The organism is Pseudomonas sp. zfem003 (assembly GCF_032621675.1).
GTDB lineage: Bacteria > Pseudomonadota > Gammaproteobacteria > Pseudomonadales > Pseudomonadaceae > Metapseudomonas > Metapseudomonas otitidis.
Window position 1 is genome coordinate 251,251 of sequence record NZ_JAVYJG010000008.1, and the last position, 20,132, is coordinate 271,382.

The 20,132-nt window shown below is 67.0% G+C and carries 18 protein-coding genes; 7 read left to right on the forward strand and 11 right to left on the reverse strand.

Annotated elements, in window-relative coordinates:
- Positions 1–631 precede the first annotated feature (631 nt).
- Together glpD and RTK35_RS20620 are read right to left on the reverse strand one after the other, a co-directional pair.
- A complete protein-coding gene (gene glpD, locus RTK35_RS20615) occupies positions 632–2,158 on the reverse strand; it encodes a glycerol-3-phosphate dehydrogenase (protein WP_316908860.1) in 1,527 nt (508 codons plus the stop codon).
- A 126-nt stretch (positions 2,159–2,284) separates the two neighbouring features.
- Positions 2,285–3,043 carry a DeoR/GlpR family DNA-binding transcription regulator gene (locus RTK35_RS20620; RefSeq protein WP_044414439.1) on the reverse strand — a complete coding sequence of 253 codons (759 nt, stop codon included), beginning with the start codon at positions 3,041–3,043 and terminating at the stop codon, positions 2,285–2,287.
- A gap of 105 nt (positions 3,044–3,148) precedes the next feature.
- On the opposite strand from RTK35_RS20620, the gene ybaK reads away from it, so the two are divergent.
- From ybaK to RTK35_RS20635, 3 genes are read left to right on the forward strand one after another with little or no spacing between them, the layout of a single operon-like run.
- Positions 3,149–3,619, forward strand: coding sequence for a Cys-tRNA(Pro) deacylase (gene ybaK / locus RTK35_RS20625; RefSeq protein WP_044414438.1), 471 nt, complete (start codon positions 3,149–3,151; stop codon positions 3,617–3,619).
- Between the two features lie 27 nt (positions 3,620–3,646).
- Positions 3,647–5,143, forward strand: a complete 1,497-nt coding sequence (gene glpK, locus RTK35_RS20630; RefSeq protein WP_316908861.1) for a glycerol kinase GlpK — start codon at positions 3,647–3,649, stop codon at positions 5,141–5,143.
- A 38-nt stretch (positions 5,144–5,181) separates the two neighbouring features.
- Positions 5,182–5,967 carry a substrate-binding periplasmic protein gene (locus RTK35_RS20635; protein ID WP_232060754.1) on the forward strand — a complete coding sequence of 262 codons (786 nt, stop codon included), beginning with the start codon at positions 5,182–5,184 and terminating at the stop codon, positions 5,965–5,967.
- 24 nt (positions 5,968–5,991) lie between these two features.
- On the opposite strand, the gene RTK35_RS20640 is transcribed toward RTK35_RS20635, so the two are convergent.
- Complete coding sequence (locus tag RTK35_RS20640) at positions 5,992–7,101, reverse strand: ABC transporter ATP-binding protein (RefSeq protein WP_316908862.1); 1,110 nt, start codon at positions 7,099–7,101, stop codon at positions 5,992–5,994.
- A complete protein-coding gene (gene argF / locus RTK35_RS20645) occupies positions 7,098–8,015 on the reverse strand; it encodes an ornithine carbamoyltransferase (protein ID WP_142015199.1) in 918 nt (305 codons plus the stop codon). The genes RTK35_RS20640 and argF overlap by 4 nt, the downstream gene beginning before the upstream one ends.
- Positions 8,016–8,345: 330 nt before the next feature.
- On the opposite strand from argF, the gene RTK35_RS20650 reads away from it, so the two are divergent.
- From RTK35_RS20650 to grxD, 3 genes are all read left to right on the forward strand, one after another.
- Complete coding sequence (locus tag RTK35_RS20650) at positions 8,346–8,780, forward strand: hypothetical protein (protein ID WP_074973406.1); 435 nt, start codon at positions 8,346–8,348, stop codon at positions 8,778–8,780.
- A 139-nt stretch (positions 8,781–8,919) separates the two neighbouring features.
- Positions 8,920–11,028 carry a molybdopterin oxidoreductase family protein gene (locus RTK35_RS20655; RefSeq protein ID WP_316908863.1) on the forward strand — a complete coding sequence of 703 codons (2,109 nt, stop codon included), beginning with the start codon at positions 8,920–8,922 and terminating at the stop codon, positions 11,026–11,028.
- Between the two features lie 96 nt (positions 11,029–11,124).
- Entirely contained in the window at positions 11,125–11,451 is a 327-nt protein-coding gene (gene grxD, locus RTK35_RS20660; protein ID WP_044414422.1) for a Grx4 family monothiol glutaredoxin, read from the forward strand.
- Positions 11,452–11,509: 58 nt separating this feature from the next.
- Here grxD and bfr read toward each other — a convergent pair whose 3' ends face one another.
- The 7 genes from bfr to RTK35_RS20695 all read right to left on the reverse strand — a co-directional run bounded on the left by bfr (position 11,510) and on the right by RTK35_RS20695 (position 19,085).
- A complete protein-coding gene (gene bfr / locus RTK35_RS20665) occupies positions 11,510–11,980 on the reverse strand; it encodes a bacterioferritin (RefSeq protein ID WP_044414420.1) in 471 nt (156 codons plus the stop codon).
- 195 nt (positions 11,981–12,175) lie between these two features.
- A complete protein-coding gene (locus tag RTK35_RS20670; protein WP_044414418.1) occupies positions 12,176–12,394 on the reverse strand; it encodes a bacterioferritin-associated ferredoxin in 219 nt (72 codons plus the stop codon).
- 241 nt (positions 12,395–12,635) lie between these two features.
- Complete coding sequence (locus RTK35_RS20675; protein ID WP_044414416.1) at positions 12,636–13,007, reverse strand: hypothetical protein; 372 nt, start codon at positions 13,005–13,007, stop codon at positions 12,636–12,638.
- A 97-nt stretch (positions 13,008–13,104) separates the two neighbouring features.
- Positions 13,105–13,908 (reverse strand): putative RNA methyltransferase, encoded by an 804-nt coding sequence (locus tag RTK35_RS20680; RefSeq protein ID WP_316908864.1) that lies wholly within the window; start codon positions 13,906–13,908, stop codon positions 13,105–13,107.
- A 2-nt stretch (positions 13,909–13,910) separates the two neighbouring features.
- Entirely contained in the window at positions 13,911–15,050 is a 1,140-nt protein-coding gene (dapE, locus tag RTK35_RS20685; RefSeq protein WP_142015219.1) for a succinyl-diaminopimelate desuccinylase, read from the reverse strand.
- Between the two features lie 90 nt (positions 15,051–15,140).
- Positions 15,141–17,735 (reverse strand): glycosyltransferase, encoded by a 2,595-nt coding sequence (locus RTK35_RS20690; RefSeq protein WP_044414409.1) that lies wholly within the window; start codon positions 17,733–17,735, stop codon positions 15,141–15,143.
- 201 nt (positions 17,736–17,936) lie between these two features.
- Complete coding sequence (locus RTK35_RS20695; RefSeq protein WP_316908865.1) at positions 17,937–19,085, reverse strand: iron-containing alcohol dehydrogenase; 1,149 nt, start codon at positions 19,083–19,085, stop codon at positions 17,937–17,939.
- A gap of 148 nt (positions 19,086–19,233) precedes the next feature.
- Between RTK35_RS20695 and tcdA the strand changes: the two genes are divergently transcribed.
- Entirely contained in the window at positions 19,234–20,034 is an 801-nt protein-coding gene (gene tcdA, locus RTK35_RS20700) for a tRNA cyclic N6-threonylcarbamoyladenosine(37) synthase TcdA (protein ID WP_044414406.1), read from the forward strand.
- Positions 20,035–20,132 lie beyond the last annotated feature (98 nt).

Here is a 20,132-nt window from a genome sequence, read left to right on the forward strand (position 1 = left end):
CGTAGCCCGGGCTTCAGCCCGGGAGCGGGGTGGGGCCTCCCGGACTGAAGTCCGGGCTACGTCAGGTTCACTCGTGGCGCTGTGCCGCCCCAGCGATGGGCTTCGCACAGCTCAGCCCATCCTACGGAGCAGTCGTAGGATGCGGTGAACTCGGCGAACCGCATCGATTCAGAGCGAGCGCTGCTCGCGAAGCCTTTGCCCCTCGTAGCCCGGGCTTCAGCCCGGGAGCGGCTGGGGCTTCCCGGACTGAAGTCCGGGCTACGTCAGGTTCACTCATGGCGCTGTGCAGCCCCAATGATGGGCTTCGCACAGCTCAGCCCATCCTACGGAGCAGCCGTAGGATGCGGTGAGCTCGGCGAACCGCATCGATTCATCGCGGGGCTGTAGGCGCATGCGCTGCTCGCGAAGCCTCTGGTCTTCGTAGACGGGGCTTCAGCCCGGGAGCGGGTGGGGCTTCCCGGACTGAAGTCCGGGCTACGTCAGGTTCACTCGTGGCGCTGTGCAGCCCCAATGATGGGCTTCGCACAGCTCAGCCCATCCTACGGACGGAGCTGCCCGTAGGATGCGGTGAGCTCGGCGAACCGCATCGATTCATTGCGTGCCTGCAGGCGCGAGCGCTGCTCGCAAGGCCTCAGGCCGCGTCGGCCTGGGCGCGGTGGATCAGGTATTGGGCGAGGCGTTCCTGCTGGCCGGGGGTCATGAACAGCCCTTGCTTGGTGCGGCGCCAGAGGATGTCTTCGGCGTCTTGCGCCCATTCCTCGCGGCACAGGTAATCTACTTCGCGGGCGTAGAGGCCGCCGCCCAGGTGTTCGCCCAGGTCGGTGAGGTTGGCGACCCCTTCCAGCAGTTTCCAAACGCGGCTGCCGTAGGTGCCGGCCCAGCGTCGGGCCAGGCTGTTGGGCAGCCAGCCGTAGCGTTCGCACAGGGCTTCGGCCAGGGCCTCCTGGCTGTCCATGGACTCGCCGCCGGGCAGGGTGGCGGTGGCAGTCCAGCTGCCGCCCATGGCGGGGAAGAAGGGTGCGAGCTGCGCCAGGGCCGACTCGGCGAGCTTGCGGTAGGTGGTGAGCTTGCCGCCGAACACCGAGAGCAGCGGGGCTTCGCCCGGGTGGGCATCCAGCGCCAGGGTGTAGTCGCGGGTGACGGCGGACGGGTCGTCGGATTCGTCGTCGCACAGCGGGCGCACGCCGGAGTAGGTGCGCAGGATGTCGTCGGCGCTGATCTGCTTCTTGAAGTGCTGGTTGACCACGTCGAGCAGGTAGCGGGTTTCTTCCTCGGTGATGGCCACCTTCGCCGGGTCGCCCTGGTACTCGCGGTCGGTGGTGCCGATCAGGGTGAAACGCCCCAGGTAGGGGATGGCGAAGACGATGCGGCGGTCCTCGTTCTGCAGGATGTAGGCGTGCTCGCCCTCGTAGAGCTGGGGCACGACGATGTGGCTGCCCTGGATCAGGCGGATGCCGTAGGGCGACTTCTGCTTGAGGTCGTCCTTCAGCAGGCGAGCGACCCAGGGGCCGGCGGCGTTGACCAGGGCCCGGGAGCGGATCGACAGCAGGGTGCCGTCGGCGCGTTCCAGGTGGATGTGCCACAGGCCCTTGCTGCGCCGGGCGCTGACGCAGCGGGTGCGGCTGTGGATGTGGGCTCCGTGCTCGCGGGCGCTCATGGCGTTGAGCACCACCAGGCGCGCGTCGTCGACCCAGCAATCCGAATATTCGAAGCCATGGCTGATGCCGGCCTGCAGCGGGCTGCCGACGCCGAAGCGCAGGCCACGGGAGCCGGGCAGCTTCTCGCGCTTGCCGAGGTGGTCGTAGAGGAACAGGCCGGCGCGGATCATCCACGCCGGGCGCAGGTGCGGGCGATGGGGCAGCACGAAACGCATCGGGCGGACGATGTGCGGCGCCTTGGCCAGCAGCACTTCGCGTTCGGCCAGGGCCTCGCGCACCAGGCGGAATTCGTAGTGTTCCAGGTAGCGCAGGCCGCCGTGGATGAGCTTGCTGCTGGCGGAGGAGGTGTGCTGGGCCAGGTCGTCGCGTTCGCAAAGGAACACCGACAGGCCGCGCCCGGCTGCATCGGCGGCGATGCCGACACCGTTGATGCCGCCGCCGATCACGGCCAGGTCATAGACTTCGGAAATGGGCGCGGAGCGCTTCGTCGAGGCGGTCATGGCAAGGCACCTGAATCGAAAGTGAACTTTGAATGTTCGTTTCCGAAAAATGCTAGACGAAGCGAAGGCGAATCGCCACCCCCGCCGAGCGGTCACGGCGGGATGGGCGACGAAAGGCAGGCGGGGTCAGACCGGTTCGAGCTGGACCTTGTGCTCGGCCATCAGCCGGGCCAGGGCTGGGGAGGGGGCGTGGTCGGTGAACAGGCGGTCCACCAGGGCGATGGAGCCCATGCGCACCACGGCGTTGCGGCCGAACTTGCTGGAGTCGGCGGCGAGGAACACCTGGCGGGCGTTGTCGATGATGGCCTGGGAGACGCGCACTTCCTGGTAGTCGAAGTCCAGCAGGCTGCCGTCCTCGTCGATGCCGCTGATGCCGACGATGGCGAAGTCGACCTTGAACTGGCGGATGAAGTCCACCGCCGAGGGGCCGACGATGCCGCCGTCGCTGCGCACCGTGCCGCCAGCCACCAGCACTTCGAAATCGGGTCGGTCGGCGAGCTGGGCGGCGACGTGCAGATTGTTGGTGATCACCTTCAGGCCCTTGTGCCCCATCAGTTCGCGGGCGATGGCTTCGGTGGTGGTGCCGATGTTGATGAACAGCGAGGCGTGGTCGGGGATCTGCGCCGCCACGGCTTCGGCGATGCGCTGCTTCTCGTCGCGCATCTGCCCGGCGCGCATGGCGTAGGCGGTGTTCTGGATGCTCGAGGCATCGGCGGCCGCGCCACCATGGGTGCGTCGCAGCAGGCCCTGTTCGGCGAGCTGGTTGATGTCGCGGCGGATGGTCTGCGGCGTCACCGCGAAGGCCTGGGCCAGTTCGTCGATGCTGACGTAGCCGCGTTCGCGGGCGAGGTCGAGGATGTTCTGTTGGCGGGGGGCCAGGGTCATGAACGGGGTCCCGGATTTTTGACGCGCATTATAGCGACGGGCTGTCGAAGAGCGACTTTTCAGCTAAGGTACGACCACTTCGTCGCATTGTTTTCACTATCGAACATGACCCCAGCCATCGACCTGCTCAAGAAGGCCAAGGCCGAGCACCGTGTGCTCAGCTATACCCATGACCCGAAGGCGCCCTCCTATGGCCTGGAGGCGGCGGAAAAGCTGGGGCTGGACCCGGCGCGGGTGTTCAAGACCCTGCTGGCGGCCACCGAGAAGGGCGAGCTGCTGGTGGCCGTGGTGCCGGTGGCCGGCAGCCTTGACCTGAAGGCCCTGGCTCATGCGGCGGGCGCCAAGAAGGCCGACATGGCCCCGGCCGATGCGGCGCAGCGCGCCACCGGCTACCTGGTGGGCGGCATCAGCCCGCTGGGGCAGAAGAAGCGCCTGCGCACCTTCATCGACCGCTCCGCGCTGGACCACCCCACCATTCATGTCAGCGCCGGTCGGCGTGGCCTGGAAGTGGAGCTGGCGGCGCAGGTGCTGGCCGAACACACCCAGGCCCAGTTCGCCGCCATCGGGCGGGAATGACCCCTCCATAACAACAAGGAAGCCGGAATGGCCCAGTACCTTCTTGCCATCGACCAGGGCACGACCAGCAGTCGCGCCATCGTATTCAGTGCCCAGGGCCTGCCTGTCGCCCGCGCCCAGACGGAGTTCAAGCAGTACTTCCCGAAGGACGGCTGGGTGGAGCACGACGGCGAGGAAATCTGGCTGACGACCCTCAAGGTCTGCCGCGAGGCCATCCGCCAGAGCGGGCTGCAGGCATCGCAGATCGCGGCCATCGGCATCACCAACCAGCGCGAGACCACCCTGGTATGGGACGCCGAGACCGGCACGCCGATCCACCCAGCCATCGTCTGGCAGGACCGCCGCACCGCCGACTACTGCTCCAGCCTCAAGGCCGATGGGCACGACGAGGAAGTGGCGCGGCGTACCGGTTTGCTGATCGACCCGTATTTCTCGGCCACCAAGCTGCGCTGGATCCTCGACAACGTGCCGGGCGCCCGTGAGCGCGCCGAGCGCGGTGAGCTGCGCTTCGGCACGGTGGACTGCTTCCTGCTGTGGCGCCTGACCGGCGGCAAGGTGCACCGCACCGACGCCACCAACGCCTCGCGCACGCTGCTGTTCAACATCCATGAGCAGCGCTGGGACGATCACCTGACCCAGCTGTTCGACATTCCGCCGAGCCTGCTGCCGGAGGTGCTGGACTGCTCCGCCGAGTTCGGCATCACCGAGGCCGGGCTGCTGGGCAGCGCCATCCCGGTGCTGGGCATGGCCGGCGACCAGCAGGCGGCGCTGATCGGCCAGGCCTGCTTCCAGCCGGGCATGGTGAAAAGCACCTACGGCACCGGCTGTTTCATGATCCAGAACACCGGCGACACGCCGGTGACCTCGCGCAACCGCCTGCTGACCACCGTGGGTTACCGCCTGGATGGGAAGGTGACCTACGCTGTAGAAGGCAGTATCTTCGTTGCCGGTGCGGCGGTTCAGTGGTTGCGTGACGGCATCAAGCTGATCAGCCATGCCCGGGATACCGAGGCGCTGGCGGAGCAGACCGGGGATGCTTGTGGCGTCTATCTGGTGCCGGCCTTCACGGGCCTGGGGGCGCCTTACTGGGACCCGAAGGCCCGGGGCGCGATCTTCGGCCTGACCCGCGACACCGGGATCAAGGAGATCGTCACCGCCGGCCTGCAGTCGGTGTGCTACCAGACCCGTGATCTGCTGGAAGCCATGCGCCAGGACGGGGCCGCCGCGCCCAGCGCCCTGCGCGTGGACGGCGGGATGGTGGAGAACAATTGGGTCATGCAGTTCCTGGCGGACATCCTCGGTGTGGCGGTCGAACGCCCCGAGGTGACCGAGACCACCGCCCTGGGCGCCGCTTACCTGGCGGGCCTGAAGGCGGGGCTGTACCGGGATCTGGACGAAATCGCCCGTCACTGGCACCGCCAGCAGCGCTTTGCGCCGCGCATGGCGGAGGCCCACCGGGCCAAGCTTTACGAGGGATGGCTGGATGCCGTCCAGCGAGTACGCAGCGAGGCTTCCCAGGGGTAGTTGCACGCCTGGTCGGCCGCTCACGAAGGGAGTTCGCCTTGACCACACAGGATGCACGTTCAACCCCCGCGGCCCTGCTATTCGGCTTGGTCGCCCTGTTCGCCTCCGGCTTGTCGAAGGCGGAGACCCTGGTCATTGCCGGTGACCTGTGGTGCCCGATCAATTGCCAGCCCGATTCACCCCGGCCGGGGATCTTCGTCGAACTAGCGCGGGAGATCTTTGCCGAGTCCGGCATCGAGGTGGAGTACCGGGTGGTCAATTGGGCCCGGGCACTCAGCGATGCGCGGGCGGGCAAGGTCAACGCGGTGATCGGTGCCGGCATCCAGGATGCACCGGATTTCGTCTACACCCCTACTGCGCCCGGCATCTCGCGCATGTGCTTCTACACGGCGCTGGACGCGACTTGGCGCTACCAGGGGCTGCCCTCGCTGCCGCAGGTGCGCCTGGGCAGCATCAACAGCTACAGCTACGGCCAGGAAATCGATACCTACATCCGCATGCACCGCAGTCGTGGGGACCGGGTGCAGGTGGTGGCGGGCGACCAGGCGCTGGACATGAACATGGAGAAGGTCCGTCACGGTCGGCTCGATGCGACCATCGAGAACAGCTGGGTGATGGACAACCTGCAATCCACCCTGCCGCCCTCGGAGCGCCTGCGCCTGGCGGGCTGCCGTTCGCCGGACGTGGCCATCTACCTGGCCTTTTCCCCGGCGCTGACTGCCAGCGCCCGCTACGCCGCGATCTTCGAGGACGGTCTGGCCCGTTACCGGGAGAACGGCAAGCTGCGTGAGGTGATGGGGCGCTACGGCGTCAGCGAGCCTTGAGCGGCTCGCCGACGCGCGGCGGGATCAACTGGCGGTGACGTAGCGACGGACGCCGCTGTCCTGTGCCGGTAACTGGGCGGCGACGCTGCCTTGGGCGGGGAACACCACCAGGTGATCGGCGGCGATGCGGATGCCCACTTCCTGGCCCGGTGCGTGGTCGGCATGGCTCGGGAAGATGGCTTCCAGCTGGGTGCCGGTGGGCAGTTGCAGGCGATAGAGCGTGGCGGCGCCGAGGAAGGTCTTGCCGGTGACGGTGGCCTTCAGCCCGGCATCGCTGGCGGGGACGATGTCGTCCGGCCGCAGCAGCACGTCCACCGCACTGCCTTCCGGCCAGGTGTAGGCGCGGTTGCCGCGGATGGTGCCCAGCTCCGTCTGCACGGTGTCGGGGCTCAGTTGCTGGCCGCGGATGAAGTAGCCCTGGCCGATGAAGCTGGCGACGAAGGGGGTCGCCGGCTCGTGGTAGAGGTTGTAGGGGGTGTCCCACTGCTCCAGGTGGCCCTTGTTGAACACGCCGACCTGGTCGCTGACGGCGAAGGCTTCCTCCTGGTCGTGGGTGACCAGGATGGCGCTGGTGCCACGGGCCTTGAGGATGTCGCGGACCTCGTGGCTGAGGCGCCGGCGCAGTTCGCCATCGAGGTTGGAGAAGGGTTCGTCGAGCAGCAGCAGGGCCGGCTCAGGCGCCAGGGCGCGGGCCAGGGAGACGCGCTGCTGCTGGCCGCCGGACAGCTCGTTGGGGAAGCGCTTGGCCAGGGCCGAGAGGTTCACCAGCTCCAGCAGTTCGTCGACGATGCGCTCGCGCTGCGGGTGCTTGCGGATGCCGAAGCCGACGTTCTCTTCCACGGTGAGGTGGGGGAACAGGGCGTAGTCCTGGAACACCATGCCGATGCGCCGCCGCTCGGGGGCGAGGGTGTAGCCGGCGCGGGAGATGACCTCGCCGGCGAGGCTGATCTCGCCTTCCAGCACCGGTTCGAAGCCGGCGATGGCGCGCAGGGTGGTGGTCTTGCCGCAGCCCGAGGGGCCCAGCAGGCAACCGATGTCCCCGGCGTTGAGGTGGAGGTTGAGGTTCTGGACGACGCGCTGATCCTGGTAGCCGCAGCTCAGGTCACGCAGGTTGAGTAGCAGTTCGTGGCTCATGCTCTGGACGCGTGTTCGACGAGGAATTCCAGCAGCGCCTTCTGGGCGTGCAGGCGGTTTTCTGCCTGGTCCCAGGCCACTGAACGGGGATCGTCCAGCAGGTCCATGCTGATTTCCTCGCCCCGGTGTGCTGGCAGGCAGTGCATGAAGATAACCGCTTCATCGGCCAGGTCCAGCATTTCCTTGTTCACCTGGTAGGGCGCGAACAGGGCCAGGCGCCGTTCGGTTTCCTCTTCCTGGCCCATGGAGGTCCAGACGTCGGTGCTCACCAGGTGGGCGCCACGCACCGCTGCGCGAGGGTCGCGCATCACGCGGACACGCTCGCCGGCCTGGGCCACCAGCGCGGCACTGGGCTCGTAGCCCTCGGGGCAGGCGACGTTGAGGTGGAAGTCGAACTGGATCGCCGCCTCGATATAGGAGTTGCACATGTTGTTGCCGTCGCCGATCCAGGCCACGGTCTTGCCCTGGATCGAGCCGCGGTGCTCCTGGAAAGTCTGCATGTCGGCCAGCAACTGGCAGGGGTGCAGGTCGTCCGACAGGCCGTTGATCACCGGCACGCGGGAATGGGCTGCGAACTCCACCAGCTTGCTGTGGGCGAAGGTGCGGATCATCACCGCATCGAGCATGCGCGACATGACGATGGCGCAGTCGCTGATCGGCTCGCCACGGCCCAGCTGGGTGTCACGCGGGGACAGGAAGATCGCCTGGCCGCCGAGCTGGATCATGCCGGCCTCGAAGGACAGGCGGGTACGGGTGGAGGCCTTCTCGAAGATCATCCCCAGCACGCGGCTCTTGAGCGGTTCGTAGAGCACCCCTCGATGGCGCAGGTCCTTCAGCTCGATGGCTCGACGGATCAGGCTGCTCAGCTCCTGGGGGGTGCAATCCATCAGGGAGAGAAAATGCCTTGCGCTCATTGCTGACTACCTTTTTTGTTGCCGCTGGCCGCAAGTCCGGGCCGGGTTTTTCGAGGAAAAGCAGGCGGGACCGGCGGGCTGGGCCGCTCGGGGGCGACGGAATGGGGAAGGCGCGATCTTATAAGGAAATTACGCATAGGCGCAAATTGCCCCGCAGATGCTTCGTCGAAGCGGCGGGGAGTAGCCTGACGGCAGCTTGGGAAGTCATGAACTGATGGGAAAAAAACCAGGGCTGTAGGGTGTCGCCTCCCCGGATCGGACCCGGTCCGGGGCTCGGTCCATCAAGACGTGGAACAGGACCGAGGCACATTCCCAGACATGGAGTACCACATGAAAAAGTTCCTGATGCCCGCTGCCCTGATGGCGCTGATTGCTTCGGTAACCGGCTGCAGCAGCTACCACATCAGCCAGCCGTCTTCCGCCCTGGAAGCCGAAGTCCAGACCGACCTGAAAGCCGACGTTGCCGTCGGTGAGTCGATCAGCGGGCAGTCCGAAGTGAACATCCTGTTCAACTTCATCCAGTTCGGTGGCGACAGCCAGTTCGCTGACGGCGTCACCTACGGCGGCGCCTCCGCCGGCCTGCCGTTCGGTCCCGATCCGGTTGGCGCGGTGAAGTCCGCTGCTGCCTTCAAGGCCGTGAAGAACTCCGGCGCCGACCTGATCGTCGCCCCGCGCTACGAGCTGAACATCGACGACTACTTCGTGTTCAAGAAAGTCAGCGCCAAGGTCGTGGGCAACAAGGGCACCATCCGCTCCATCAAGTAAGCCCGCACCACCCGAATCGGCAGGCTTGATGCCTGCCGATTCACATCGCTTAAGCCGCTGGTCAAGCGGCAGCCCTGCTTCCATAGTTCAGCGATTGCGACCCGACCGGTCGTCTCGAACAAGAACATGAGGCAAGGCCATGACCAAGTCCGTTCACTACCGTGCGTGCCACCTGTGCGAGGCCATCTGCGGCCTGGCCATCGAAACCGAGGACCGGGCGGACGGCTCGCGGCACATCCTCTCCATCAAGGGCGACCCGCAGGACAGCTTCAGCCGTGGGCATATCTGCCCCAAGGCCGTGGCCCTGCAAGACATCCAGAACGACCCTGATCGCCTGCGCCAGCCCATGCGCCGGGCGGGCAGCGAGTGGCAGCCCATCGGTTGGGACGAGGCCTTTGCGCTGGTGGCCGAGCGACTGGCCGATATCCAGGCCCGCCACGGGCAGCAGGCGGTCGCCGTGTACCAGGGCAACCCCAGCGTGCACAACTACGGGCTGATGACCCACAGCAACTACTTCCTCGGCCTGCTGAAGACCCGCAACCGCTTCTCCGCCACCTCGGTGGACCAGTTGCCCCACCACCTGGTGAGCCACCAGATGTACGGCCACGGGCTGCTGATCCCGATCCCGGACATCGACCACACCGATTTCATGCTGATCCTCGGCGGCAATCCGCTGGCCTCCAACGGCAGCATCATGACGGTGCCGGACGTGGAGAAGCGCTTGAAGGCGATCAAGGCCAGGGGCGGGCGCCTGGTGGTGGTGGACCCGCGGCGCAGCGAGACGGCCGCCATCGCCGACCAGCACCTGTTCGTGCGGCCGGGCCAGGACGCCGCCCTGCTGCTGGGCATGCTCAGCACCTTGTTCGAGGAGGAGCTCGGCCGGGCCAGCCACCTGCCGGTGGATGGCCTCGACGCCGTGCGTCAGGCCGTGGTGCCCTTCACCGCCGAGGCCATGGGGCCGCGTTGCGGCATCGAGCCCTCGGTGATCCGCCAGTTGGCGCGCGACTTCGCCGCTGCCGAACGGGCGGTGTGCTACGGGCGCATGGGCGTGTCCACCCAGGCGTTCGGCAGCCTGTGCCAATGGCTGATCCAGGTGATCAACCTGGTCACCGGCAACCTTGACCAGGCCGGCGGTGTGCTCTGCACCGAGCCGGCGGTGGACCTGGTGTCGACCACCTCCGGCGGCCACTTCGGGCGCTGGCACAGCCGCGTCTCCGGGTTGCCTGAGTACGGCGGCGAGCTGCCCGTCTCGGCCCTGGCCGAGGAGATGCTGACCCCAGGCGAAGGGCAGATCCGCGCCCTGGTCACCGTGGCCGGCAACCCGGTGCTCTCCACCCCCAATGGGCGGCGCCTGGAGCAGGCGCTGGACGGGCTGGAGTTCATGGTCAGCGTCGACCTCTACATCAACGAGACGACGCGCTACGCCGACCTGATCCTGCCGCCGACCGCGCCGCTGGAGCACGACCACTACGACACCACCTTCAACCTGTTCGCGGTGCGCAACGTCACCCGTTTCAACGAGCCGGTGCTGGCCAAGCCGGCTGGTGCGCTGGATGACTGGGAGATCTTCGTCGGGCTGGCGAAGGCCTTCGCGGCGCGCACCGGCGTGGAGCTGAAGCCGACCCTGCCGCCTCGGCAGATGATCGACATGGGGCTGCGCTTCGGCCCCTATGGCGAGCGCTCCAGCTGGGGGCTTTCCGTCGAGCGCCTGGCGGAGCACCCCCACGGGCTGGACCTGGGGCCGCTCAAGCCGAACCTGGCCGGCCGCCTCAAGACCGAGGCGCGCCGCGTGGTGGCCGACCCGGCGCTGTTCATGCAGGACCTGGCACGCTTCACCGAGCAACCCGCTCCGGTGGCCGGCGAGCTGGTGCTGATCGGCCGGCGGCATGTCCGCAGCAACAACTCCTGGATGCACAACTACCACCGCCTGGTGAAGGGCAAGCCGCGCCACCAGCTGCTCATGCACCCGGACGATCTTGCCCGGCGCGGGCTGAGCGATGGCCAGCGGGTGAGGGTGCGTTCGCGGGTCGGCAGCATCGAGGTGGAGGTGGCCGCGAGCCTGGAGATGATGCCCGGTGTGGTGAGCCTGCCCCACGGCTGGGGCCATGGGCGGCCCGGTGTTATGATGGCCATCGCCACCGAGTTGCCAGGGGCCAGTGCCAATGACCTGACCGACGAGCGGTTCCTCGATGTCGTGTCCGGCAATGCCGCGCTGAATGGCGTGCCGGTGGAGGTGGTGGCGGCCTGAAAAGTGACCGTGCAAGTCCGAGCGACATGCTCGGACTTCCGTTACAATGCCGCCACCGCGCCGACCCTGTAGTCGGATAGTTCAGCCGAGGTAGCCATGGATATCATCGAAACCATCAAAGAGCAGATCGCCAACAACACCGTCCTGCTGTACATGAAGGGCTCTCCCAATGCTCCCCAGTGCGGTTTCTCCGCCCGTGCTGCCCAGGTCCTGATGGGCTGTGGCGAGAAGTTCGCCTACGTCGACATCCTGCAGAACCCGGAAATCCGCGCCAACCTGCCCAAGTACGCCAACTGGCCGACCTTCCCGCAGTTGTGGGTGGCGGGTGAGCTGGTCGGCGGCAGCGACATCCTCGTCGAGATGTACGAGAAGGGCGAGCTGCAGCAACTGATCAAGGATGCGGTGAGCAAGGCCGGCGCCTGAGCCTCCCGCTGAAATGAAAAAGCCCCGCTGATGCGGGGCTTTTTCATGGGCGGGTGTCTTACTCGTCCATCTGCGACTGCAGGTAGTTCTCCAGGCCGACCTTCTCGATCAGGCCCAGCTGGGTTTCCAGCCAGTCGATGTGCTCTTCCTCGGACTCGAGGATGTCTTCCAGCAGCTCGCGGCTGCCGTAGTCGCCGACGCTCTCGCAGTAGGCGATGGCGGCCTTCAGGTCCGGCAGGGCGTTGTGCTCCAGCTTCAGGTCGCTGCTGAGCATTTCCTTGGTGTTCTCGCCGATCATCAGCTTGCCCAGGTCCTGCAGGTTCGGGATGCCTTCCAGGAAGAGGATGCGCTTGATGAGCTTGTCGGCGTGCTTCATCTCGTCGATGGACTCGTGGTACTCGTGCTCGCCGAGCTTCTTCAGGCCCCAGTCCTCGTACATCCGGGCGTGCAGGAAGTACTGGTTGATGGCCACCAGTTCGTTGCCGAGGATCTTGTTGAGATGTTGGATGACTTTCTTGTCGCCTTTCATGAGGGGGTCCTGCCACGCAAGGGGTTGAGTGACGGAATTTTAACCAGTTCCGCCGAGGTGTCAACGTAAGTGCTTGATATATAAGATAATTTGAATGTGAATACGAACGCTTCAAGTCTGCGTCTTGTCGCTAACTGCTTGATTTGCGGGCATAAAAAAACCGGACTCGAGGTCCGGTTCTTCATAAGGGGGTGTTCAGGCCGGTACGAAAGTGGCCGGGTAGGCGAGGGCGGCCTGGCTGCTCTGAACCTCGGTGAGGGTCTCGCGCACCACCTGCTTGGCCAGGCAGGCACATTTGCCGCACTGGGTGCCGACGCCGAGCGTCTCGCGAATCTCACGGTAGCTGCAGCAACCTTCGTAGATCGCTTCGCGGATGTGACCGTCGGTGACACCTTGGCAGAGGCAGACGTACATGGGGACCGGCACCTGTGGTTGGCTTCGATGGATGGCGATACTAATTAGAATGAGAATGATTGTCAAAGTCCGTCCGTCTGCTCCGCGTGTAGGTCATTTCGCGCGGGGGGTGTCGAATCCGAAGACGATGTGCAGCGGCTGATTCGGGGATGAAGCTGCAGAGGCTTCATGAACAAGGCGGCGTAAGGGGGCCGGAATGAAAGAACCCGGCCGGGGCCGGGTTCGTCTGCAGCGGGAGGGGTCAGTCCGTACGCCAGGTGATCTCGCTGACGCCGTCGGCATTGACCTTGAGCCAGCGGTCGGCGTCTTCCTCGCCCTGGGCTTCGTCCCAGCCGCCGGGGGCGCAGCGGATCTCCACGCCCAGCGCCTGGTGGGCCGCCTGGGCGCAGGCCAGGTCGCTGTCCCAGGGGGTTGCATCGCTTTCCAGCAGGAGGCTGTGCCACTTGCCCACGGCCTTGGGTAGCCAGGTCACCGGGATGTCGCCCGCGCGGCACTTGAAGGTCTGGCCACGCGCCTGCCAGTCGCTGCAGGGACCGATGGCTTCGGTCAGCCAGGCGGTGACGGCGTCCTGTTCGGCGTCCTTCAGGTAGATCTCGATATCGGGTTGGCGCATGGGAATGTCCTGGCGGGGCCCCGGCCGGTGCGCGGGGCGGTCACTCGTGAGGCTGCAAGTTTAAGGGGGAGTGGGCGCTATTTCGAGCCCGCCGGGGCTAGGCCTTGACGATCCAGTCGTAGCGGATAGACACCGTCACGTCGAACGGTTCGGCGATCACCGCAGCGCGGCGCTCGGCGCTGGCACGCCAGCCGTGGGGCGTCATCGCCAGCAGGTCGGCACGGGCCTCGGCGCTGTCCAGGTGCAGGGTGTACTCCAGGGTTTCGCTGTGGGCCAGGGCCATTCCGGCGGGAATCAGCGCCAGGTGCTTCTGGTCGTCGTAGTCGCGCACCTCGTCATAGATGCGCTCGCGCAGCTGCATCAGATGGCCGCGGGTCGGGCCCATGCGCAGCAGGCCGCCGCCCGGGGCCAGCAGGCGCTGCGCTTCCTGCCAGTCCAGCGGGCTGAAGACGCTGGCCAGCAACTGGCAGCTGGCATCGGCCAGTGGCACGCGGGCCATGCTCGCCACCAGCCAGGTGAGGCTGGGTGTACGGCGGCAGGCACGCTTGACCGCCTCGCGGGAGATGTCCAGCGCGTAGCCGTCGGCTTCCGGCAGGGCGTCGTCGAGCTGGGCGGTGTAGTAGCCCTCGCCACAGCCGATGTCGAGCCAGCGGCCCGGCTGGCGCTCGGCTGCCAGTTCTGCCAGGCGGCGGGCCAGGGGGGCGTAGTGGCCGCCATCGAGGAAGCGCCGGCGGGCTTCCACCATGGCGGCGTTGTCGCCCGGGTCGCGGCTCTTCTTGTGCTGCACCGGCAGCAGGTTGAGGTAGCCCTGGCGGGCGCGGTCGAAGCGGTGGCCGGCGGGGCAGGCGACGCCGTTGTCGAGCGCCGTGAGGGCGCCCTGGCAGAGGGGGCAGGTGAGCATGATCAGGCCAGCAGGCGGACGAGGGTCTGTTGGTAGATGTCAGTCAGCAGGTCCAGGTCGCTGGCCAGGACGCGTTCGTTGACCTGGTGGATGGTGGCGTTGACCGGGCCGAGTTCCACCACCTGGGTGCCCATGGTGGCGATGAAGCGGCCATCGGAGGTGCCGCCGCTGGTGGAGGGCGTGGTCTCGCGGCCGGTCACGGCCTTGATGCTGGCGGCCACCGCGTCCAGCAGCTCGCCGGGCTCGGTGAGGAACGGCAGGCCGGACAGGGCCCACTCCACGTGGTAGTCCAGGCCGTGCTTGTCGAGGATGGCGTTGACCCGCTGCTGCAGGCCTTCGACGGTGGATTCGGTGGAGAAGCGGAAGTTGAACACCGCCTTCAGTTCACCGGGAATGACGTTGGTCGCGCCGGTGCCGGCATTGAGGTTGGAGACCTGGAAGCTGGTGGGCGGGAAGAAGGCGTTGCCGTCGTCCCAGTGCTCCGCCGCCAGTTCGGCCAGCGCCGGGGCGGCCAGGTGGATCGGGTTCTTCGCCAGGTGCGGGTAGGCCACGTGGCCCTGCACGCCGCGCACGGTGAGGGTGGCGCCGAGGGAACCGCGACGGCCGTTCTTCACCACGTCGCCCACCAGGGTGGTGCTGGAGGGCTCGCCGACGATGCACCAGTCCAGGCGCTCGCCACGGGCGGCCAGGCGTTCCACCACGGCCTTGGTGCCATGGTGCGCCGGGCCTTCCTCGTCGCTGGTGATGAGGAAGGCGATGGCGCCCTTGTGGTCCGGGTGCTCGGCAACGAAGCGCTCCACCGCCACCACCATGGCGGCCAGGCTGCCCTTCATGTCGGCGGCGCCACGGCCGCAGAGCATGCCGTGCTCGTCCACCAGGGCCTCGAACGGCTGGTGTTGCCAGGCCTGCACCGGGCCGGTGGGCACCACGTCGGTGTGGCCGGCGAAGCACAGCACCGGGCCCTCGCCGCCACGGATCGCCCAGAAGTTCTCCACCTCTTCGATGCGCATGCGTTCGATGCGGAAGCCGGCGGCTTCCAGGCGGCGCATCATCAGGTCCTGGCAGCCTTCGTCGACCGGGGTGACCGACGGGCGGCGGATCAGGTCGCAGGCGAGTTCCAGGGTGGGGGAGAGGGCGGTCATGCAGGGGCTCCGGGGCGGCAAGGCGGAAAAGGGCGACATCTTAAAACATAAACGGCGGCCATTGGCCGCCGTTTAGGACGCTCGCGGAGGTCAGGCCGCGGCGGGTTGGGGCTGCTCGGCCACCACCGGTTTCGGCGCCGAGGACAGCAGTGCCATGACCAGTGCGGCAGCGTAGGGCAGCGACTGCACCAGCAGGGTGGCGACCCAGAACTTCACGTCGGAGCTGGGCAGGCCCTGCACGATGGCGATGCCGATGGCGGCCCCCCACAGCAGCAGCATGATGAACACTTCCTCGCGGGCTTCGGCCAGGGCCATCAGCAGGCCGTGATTGGTGCGCATCTTCGGCGTGCGGAAGAACGGGATGGTCTTGGTGAAGAACCCGTACAGCACCGCCTTGGCGATGGTGTGCGACAGCGCCAGGCCGGCGATGGCGGCACAGAAGGCGTCCTTCAGGTTGACCCCCACCGCACGCTGGTAGAGGAACACGATCTTGCCGAGCTTGAAGAAGAACAGCGTCAGCGGCGGGATGGCGAAGATCAGCAGCGGCGGGTCGACCCGTTGCGGCACGATGATCATCGCGGCCGACCAGAGCAGGGCACCGACGGTGAAGAAGATGTTCAGGCCGTCGGCGATCCACGGCAGCCAGCCGGCGATGAAGTGGTAGCGCTGGCCGCGCTTGAGCTCGGAGTCCTTGCCCATGAACAGGCTGCGGGCGTGGCCCTTCATGATCTGGATGGCGCCGTAGGCCCAGCGGAAGCGCTGCTTCTTGTAGTCGATGAAGGTGTCGGGCATCAGGCCCTGGCCGAAGCTGTCGTGGGCGTAGGCGGCGGCGTAGCCCTTCTCGAACACCCGCAGGCCCAGCTCGGCGTCCTCGCAGATGGTCCAGTCGGCCCACTGCAGTTCGTCCATCACGCTGCGGCGGATCATGGTCATGGTGCCGTGCTGGATGATCGCGTTGCGGTCGTTGCGGGTCACCATGCCGATGTGGAAGAAGCCTTTGTACTCGGCGTAGCAGAGCTTCTTGAAGGTGTTCTCGTTGCCGTCGCGGTAGTCCTGCGGGGACTGGACCACGGCGATGGACGGGTCGGCGAAGTGCGGGACCATGTGCTTCAGCCAGTTGCGGTTGACGCAGTAGTCCGAGTCGATCACCGCGACCACTTCGGCGTCCGGGGCGGTGTGCGGCAGGATGTAGTTCAGCGCGCCACCCTTGAAGCCGGCGAGCGGAGCCACGTGGAAGAAGCGGAAGCGCGGGCCGAGCTGTTCGCAATAGGCCTGCACCGGCTCCCACACGGCCGGGTCCTTGGTGTTGTTGTCGATGATCAGGACTTCGAAGTCCGGATAGTCGAGGTTGGCCAGGGCGTCGAGGGTCTGCTTCACCATCTCCGGCGGCTCGTTGTAGCACGGCACGTGGATGGAGACCTTGGGACGGTAGGCGCTGTCGGCCAGCACCGGCATGAACGGCCGGCGACGGGCGCGGACCCACACGGCCTCGGCCAGCTCGTGGGCCTCGGTGAGCAACACGATGAACACGCCCAGGGCGCCGATGCCCAGCAGCACGCCGACGGTCATGCTGAACCAGGTGCTGTACTGCTGGCTGTAGTCGTAGGCGATCCACACCAGGGCGGAACCGCCGGCGAAGGCGACGAAGGTGAGGAAGGTGCGACCGCGCTGGCGCAGGGCGCTGCCGTCGATCAGGGTCAGGGCCAGGGCCAGTAGGGCCATGACCACCGAGGCGACGGCGAGCATGCGCCATTGCGGGATGGCGATCACCGGGCCTTCGAAGTTGAACTTGGGCTGGCGGTCGAGGTTGTAGACGCCCCAGTAGGCGCCCACGGAGCCTTCGTCACTGGCCTTCCACGGCTGGTCGAAAGCCTCGATCACGAAGTAGTTGTAGCCCTGGGCGTTGAGGGCGTTGACCAGGGTACGCAGGTAGATGGCCTGGTCGGCCTGGGTGGCGTCGGCGCCACCGCGCATGCGGCCGTTGCTCGGCCAGCCCACTTCGGACAGCAGCAGCGGCTTCTTCGGGAAGGCCTTCTTCAGGTCCTTGGCGCGCTCCAGCACGAACTGGGTGGAGTCCTGCATGGGGATGAATTCCCAGTAGGGCAGGACGTGGGAGGCGATGAGGTCGACGTGGTTGGCCAGCTCCGGGTACTTCAGCCAGATGTGCCACTGCTCGGAGGTGGTCACCGGCACCTTCACGGCGGCGCGTACGCGGTCGAGGTAGGCGGAGAGGTCCTTGCGGCTGATCTCGCGGCGGAACAGGGCTTCGTTGCCCACCACCACACGAACGACGCTGCGGGAGGTGTTGGCGATCTCGATGGCCTTGGTGATCTCGCGCTCGTTGCGTGCTTCGTCCGGGCTGATCCAGATACCGAGGGTCACGCGCAGGCCGAATTCCTCGGCGATGCGGGGGATGTCCGCCAGGGTGCCGTCCACCGAGTAGGTGCGGATGTTGTCGGTCTGCTTGCTCAGCAGCTCCAGGTCTTCACGGATCTGCTCGTCGGTGGGGTAGCGGTTCTGCTGCGGGTTCTGGTCCGCGCGGAACGGCGAGTAGGAGTAGCCGGAGATCTGTTCGGGCCAGTCGGGCGCGCTGACCGGACGGTTGTAGAGCGCCCAGAGTCCGGTGAACAACGCGGCGACCGCCACGAAGACCACCAGGTTGAGACCAAATTTACGCGATGACATAGGGATTTCGGGTTCCGAAGCGTGGAACGGGGGAGATAGCGCCAGCGAGCGCTGGTCGGCGCGCATGCTACTCCGGCGTCCGGCGACTGTATAGATTGTGTACGAACGATAGACGTACCGCTCCGTCGCTGCACAAACCCTTTGTCCTTCGGCGCCTGCGGAAGTTTCGCAGCGGTGTGCACGGCACCGCTGCGAAGGGGGTCAGAGCGCCTTCAGCAGGATGCGTTCGCTGGCCGCCAGATCCAGGTCGCGACGCTCGCCAAGGGCGGTCATGCCGTGGCGTTCCAGCTGGGCCAGGACACGGGGAATGGCGTCGGCGTCGAGGCCATGGTCGGCCAGGCGGGTCGGCACGCCCATGCGCTCGAAGAAGGCGCGGGTGGCGTGGATGGCACCGTCGATGCACGCCGCCTCGTCACCGCTCAGCCCCCAGACCCGCTCGGCGTACTGCAGCAGCTTCTCGCGCTTGGCGTCGCGGCGTTCGTCCAGCAGCGCGGGCAGCACCACGGCCAGGGTCTGGGCGTGGTCCAGGTGATAGAGGGCGGTGAGTTCGTGGCCGATCATGTGGGTCGCCCAGTCCTGGGGGACGCCACAGCCGAGCAGGCCGTTCAGGGCCTGGGTGGCGCACCACATGAGGTTGGCGCGCACGGCGTAGTCCTCGGGGTTGGCCAGGGCCTTGGGGCCTTCCTCGATCAGGGTCAGCAGCAGGCCCTCGGCCTGGCGGTCCTGCAGGGGCGCGTCGGCGGGGTAGGTGAGGTACTGCTCCAGGGTGTGGACGAACGCGTCCACCACGCCGTTGCCGATCTGCCGGGGCGGCAGGCTGAAGGTGGTGCGCGGGTCGAGGATGGCGAAGCGGGGGTACAGCAGCGGGCTGGAGAAGGGCAGCTTCTCCTGGTGGGCGACGTGGGTGACCACACCGTGGGGATTGCTCTCCGAGCCGGTGGCCGCCAGCGTCAGCACGCAGCCCAGCGGCACGGCGGCCTGGGCGCGGGTGCCGGTGAGCAGGTCCAGTGGGTCGCCGTCATGGCAGAGGGCGGCGGCGATGAACTTGCTGCCGTCGATCACCGAACCGCCGCCCACCGCGAGGATGAAGTCGCACTGCTCCTGGCGGGCCAGTTCGACGGCGCGCACCAGGGTATCGAACTGCGGGTTGGGCTCGATGCCGGCGAAGCGCACCAGGCTGTAGCCGGCCAGCGCCTGCTCCACCTGCTGCCACACGCCGTTCTGGAAGATGCTGCCGCCGCCGTGGGTGACCAGCACCCGGCTGCCGGCGGGAATCTCCCGGGACAGCTTGGCGATCTGGCCTTCGCCGAAGTGGATGCGGGTCGGGTTGTAGAAGGTGAAGTTACGCATGGGGCTCCCCCTGTCGGTGTGCAGGGACTATAGCGTCGGCCGACCCAGGGCGAATCTATGGGCTGCCATTCAGCCGGGATGGGCTTGGGGCGGAGCGGGGCCCTTCCTATAATGCGCGCCGCCCGCCAGTGGGCGACGGAGTGACGAGATGACAGACGAACGATTCGGCGGTATCGCCCGCCTCTACGGCCAGGAAGGCTTCGCGCGCCTGCAGGCCGCCCATGTGGCCGTGGTCGGCATCGGCGGCGTCGGTTCCTGGGCGGCCGAAGCGCTGGCACGCTCCGGGGTCGGGGAGATTTCCCTGTTCGACCTGGACGACGTCTGCATCACCAACACCAACCGCCAGGTGCATGCCATCGCCGGCAGTGTCGGCAAGGCCAAGGTGGAGGTGATGGCCGAGCGCATCCGCGCCATCAACCCGGCCTGTGTGGTCCATGCGGTGGCCGACTTCGTCACCCGCGAGACCATGGCTGAGTACATCACTGTGGAGCTGGACGCGGTGATCGACTGCATCGACAGCGTGGCGGCCAAGGCGGCGCTGATCGCCTGGTGCAAGCGGCGCAAGATCCAGATCGTCACCACCGGCGGCGCCGGCGGCCAGGTGGACCCGACGCAGATCCAGGTCACGGACCTGAACAAGACCTTCAATGACCCGCTGGCCGCCAAGGTGCGCTCCATGCTGCGCCGCGACTACAACTTCTCCCGCACGCCGGGGCGCACCTACAGCGTGCCCTGCGTGTTCTCCACCGAGCAGCTGCGCTACCCCAAGCCCGATGGCTCGGTGTGCCAGCAGAAGAGCTTCGTGGGGGAAGGCGTGAAGCTGGACTGCGCCGGCGGCTTTGGCGCGGTGATGATGGTCACCGCCAGCTTCGGCATGGCTGCGGCGGCGAAGACGGTGGACAAGCTGGTAGCCGGTGCGCGGCGGCCGTCGGAGCGGGCTGCGGGCTAGCGCGTTTGCGCCGGGAGCTGTTTCGCGAATGAATTCGCCTCTCCCATTGGGTGTTACCACGCGATTCAGGGGCATTCCCCGTAGGGGGGGCCGGGCGG

Excerpts from the sequence above, each read along its gene's own strand:
- tcdA (WP_044414406.1), top strand. The coding sequence starts at position 19,234 with ATGACAGACGAACGATTCGGCGGTATCGCCCGCCTCTACGGCCAGGAA.
- RTK35_RS20695 (WP_316908865.1), bottom strand. The coding sequence starts at position 19,085 with ATGCGTAACTTCACCTTCTACAACCCGACCCGCATCCACTTCGGCGAA.
- RTK35_RS20680 (WP_316908864.1), bottom strand. The coding sequence starts at position 13,908 with ATGCTCACCTGCCCCCTCTGCCAGGGCGCCCTCACGGCGCTCGACAAC.
- glpK (WP_316908861.1), top strand. The coding sequence starts at position 3,647 with ATGGCCCAGTACCTTCTTGCCATCGACCAGGGCACGACCAGCAGTCGC.
- RTK35_RS20670 (WP_044414418.1), bottom strand. The coding sequence starts at position 12,394 with ATGTACGTCTGCCTCTGCCAAGGTGTCACCGACGGTCACATCCGCGAA.
- argF (WP_142015199.1), bottom strand. The coding sequence starts at position 8,015 with ATGAGCGCAAGGCATTTTCTCTCCCTGATGGATTGCACCCCCCAGGAG.
- ybaK (WP_044414438.1), top strand. The coding sequence starts at position 3,149 with ATGACCCCAGCCATCGACCTGCTCAAGAAGGCCAAGGCCGAGCACCGT.
- RTK35_RS20690 (WP_044414409.1), bottom strand. The coding sequence starts at position 17,735 with ATGTCATCGCGTAAATTTGGTCTCAACCTGGTGGTCTTCGTGGCGGTC.
- RTK35_RS20675 (WP_044414416.1), bottom strand. The coding sequence starts at position 13,007 with ATGCGCCAACCCGATATCGAGATCTACCTGAAGGACGCCGAACAGGAC.
- bfr (WP_044414420.1), bottom strand. The coding sequence starts at position 11,980 with ATGAAAGGCGACAAGAAAGTCATCCAACATCTCAACAAGATCCTCGGC.
- grxD (WP_044414422.1), top strand. The coding sequence starts at position 11,125 with ATGGATATCATCGAAACCATCAAAGAGCAGATCGCCAACAACACCGTC.
- dapE (WP_142015219.1), bottom strand. The coding sequence starts at position 15,050 with ATGACCGCCCTCTCCCCCACCCTGGAACTCGCCTGCGACCTGATCCGC.
- RTK35_RS20650 (WP_074973406.1), top strand. The coding sequence starts at position 8,346 with ATGAAAAAGTTCCTGATGCCCGCTGCCCTGATGGCGCTGATTGCTTCG.
- RTK35_RS20655 (WP_316908863.1), top strand. The coding sequence starts at position 8,920 with ATGACCAAGTCCGTTCACTACCGTGCGTGCCACCTGTGCGAGGCCATC.
- RTK35_RS20640 (WP_316908862.1), bottom strand. The coding sequence starts at position 7,101 with ATGAGCCACGAACTGCTACTCAACCTGCGTGACCTGAGCTGCGGCTAC.
- RTK35_RS20620 (WP_044414439.1), bottom strand. The coding sequence starts at position 3,043 with ATGACCCTGGCCCCCCGCCAACAGAACATCCTCGACCTCGCCCGCGAA.
- glpD (WP_316908860.1), bottom strand. The coding sequence starts at position 2,158 with ATGACCGCCTCGACGAAGCGCTCCGCGCCCATTTCCGAAGTCTATGAC.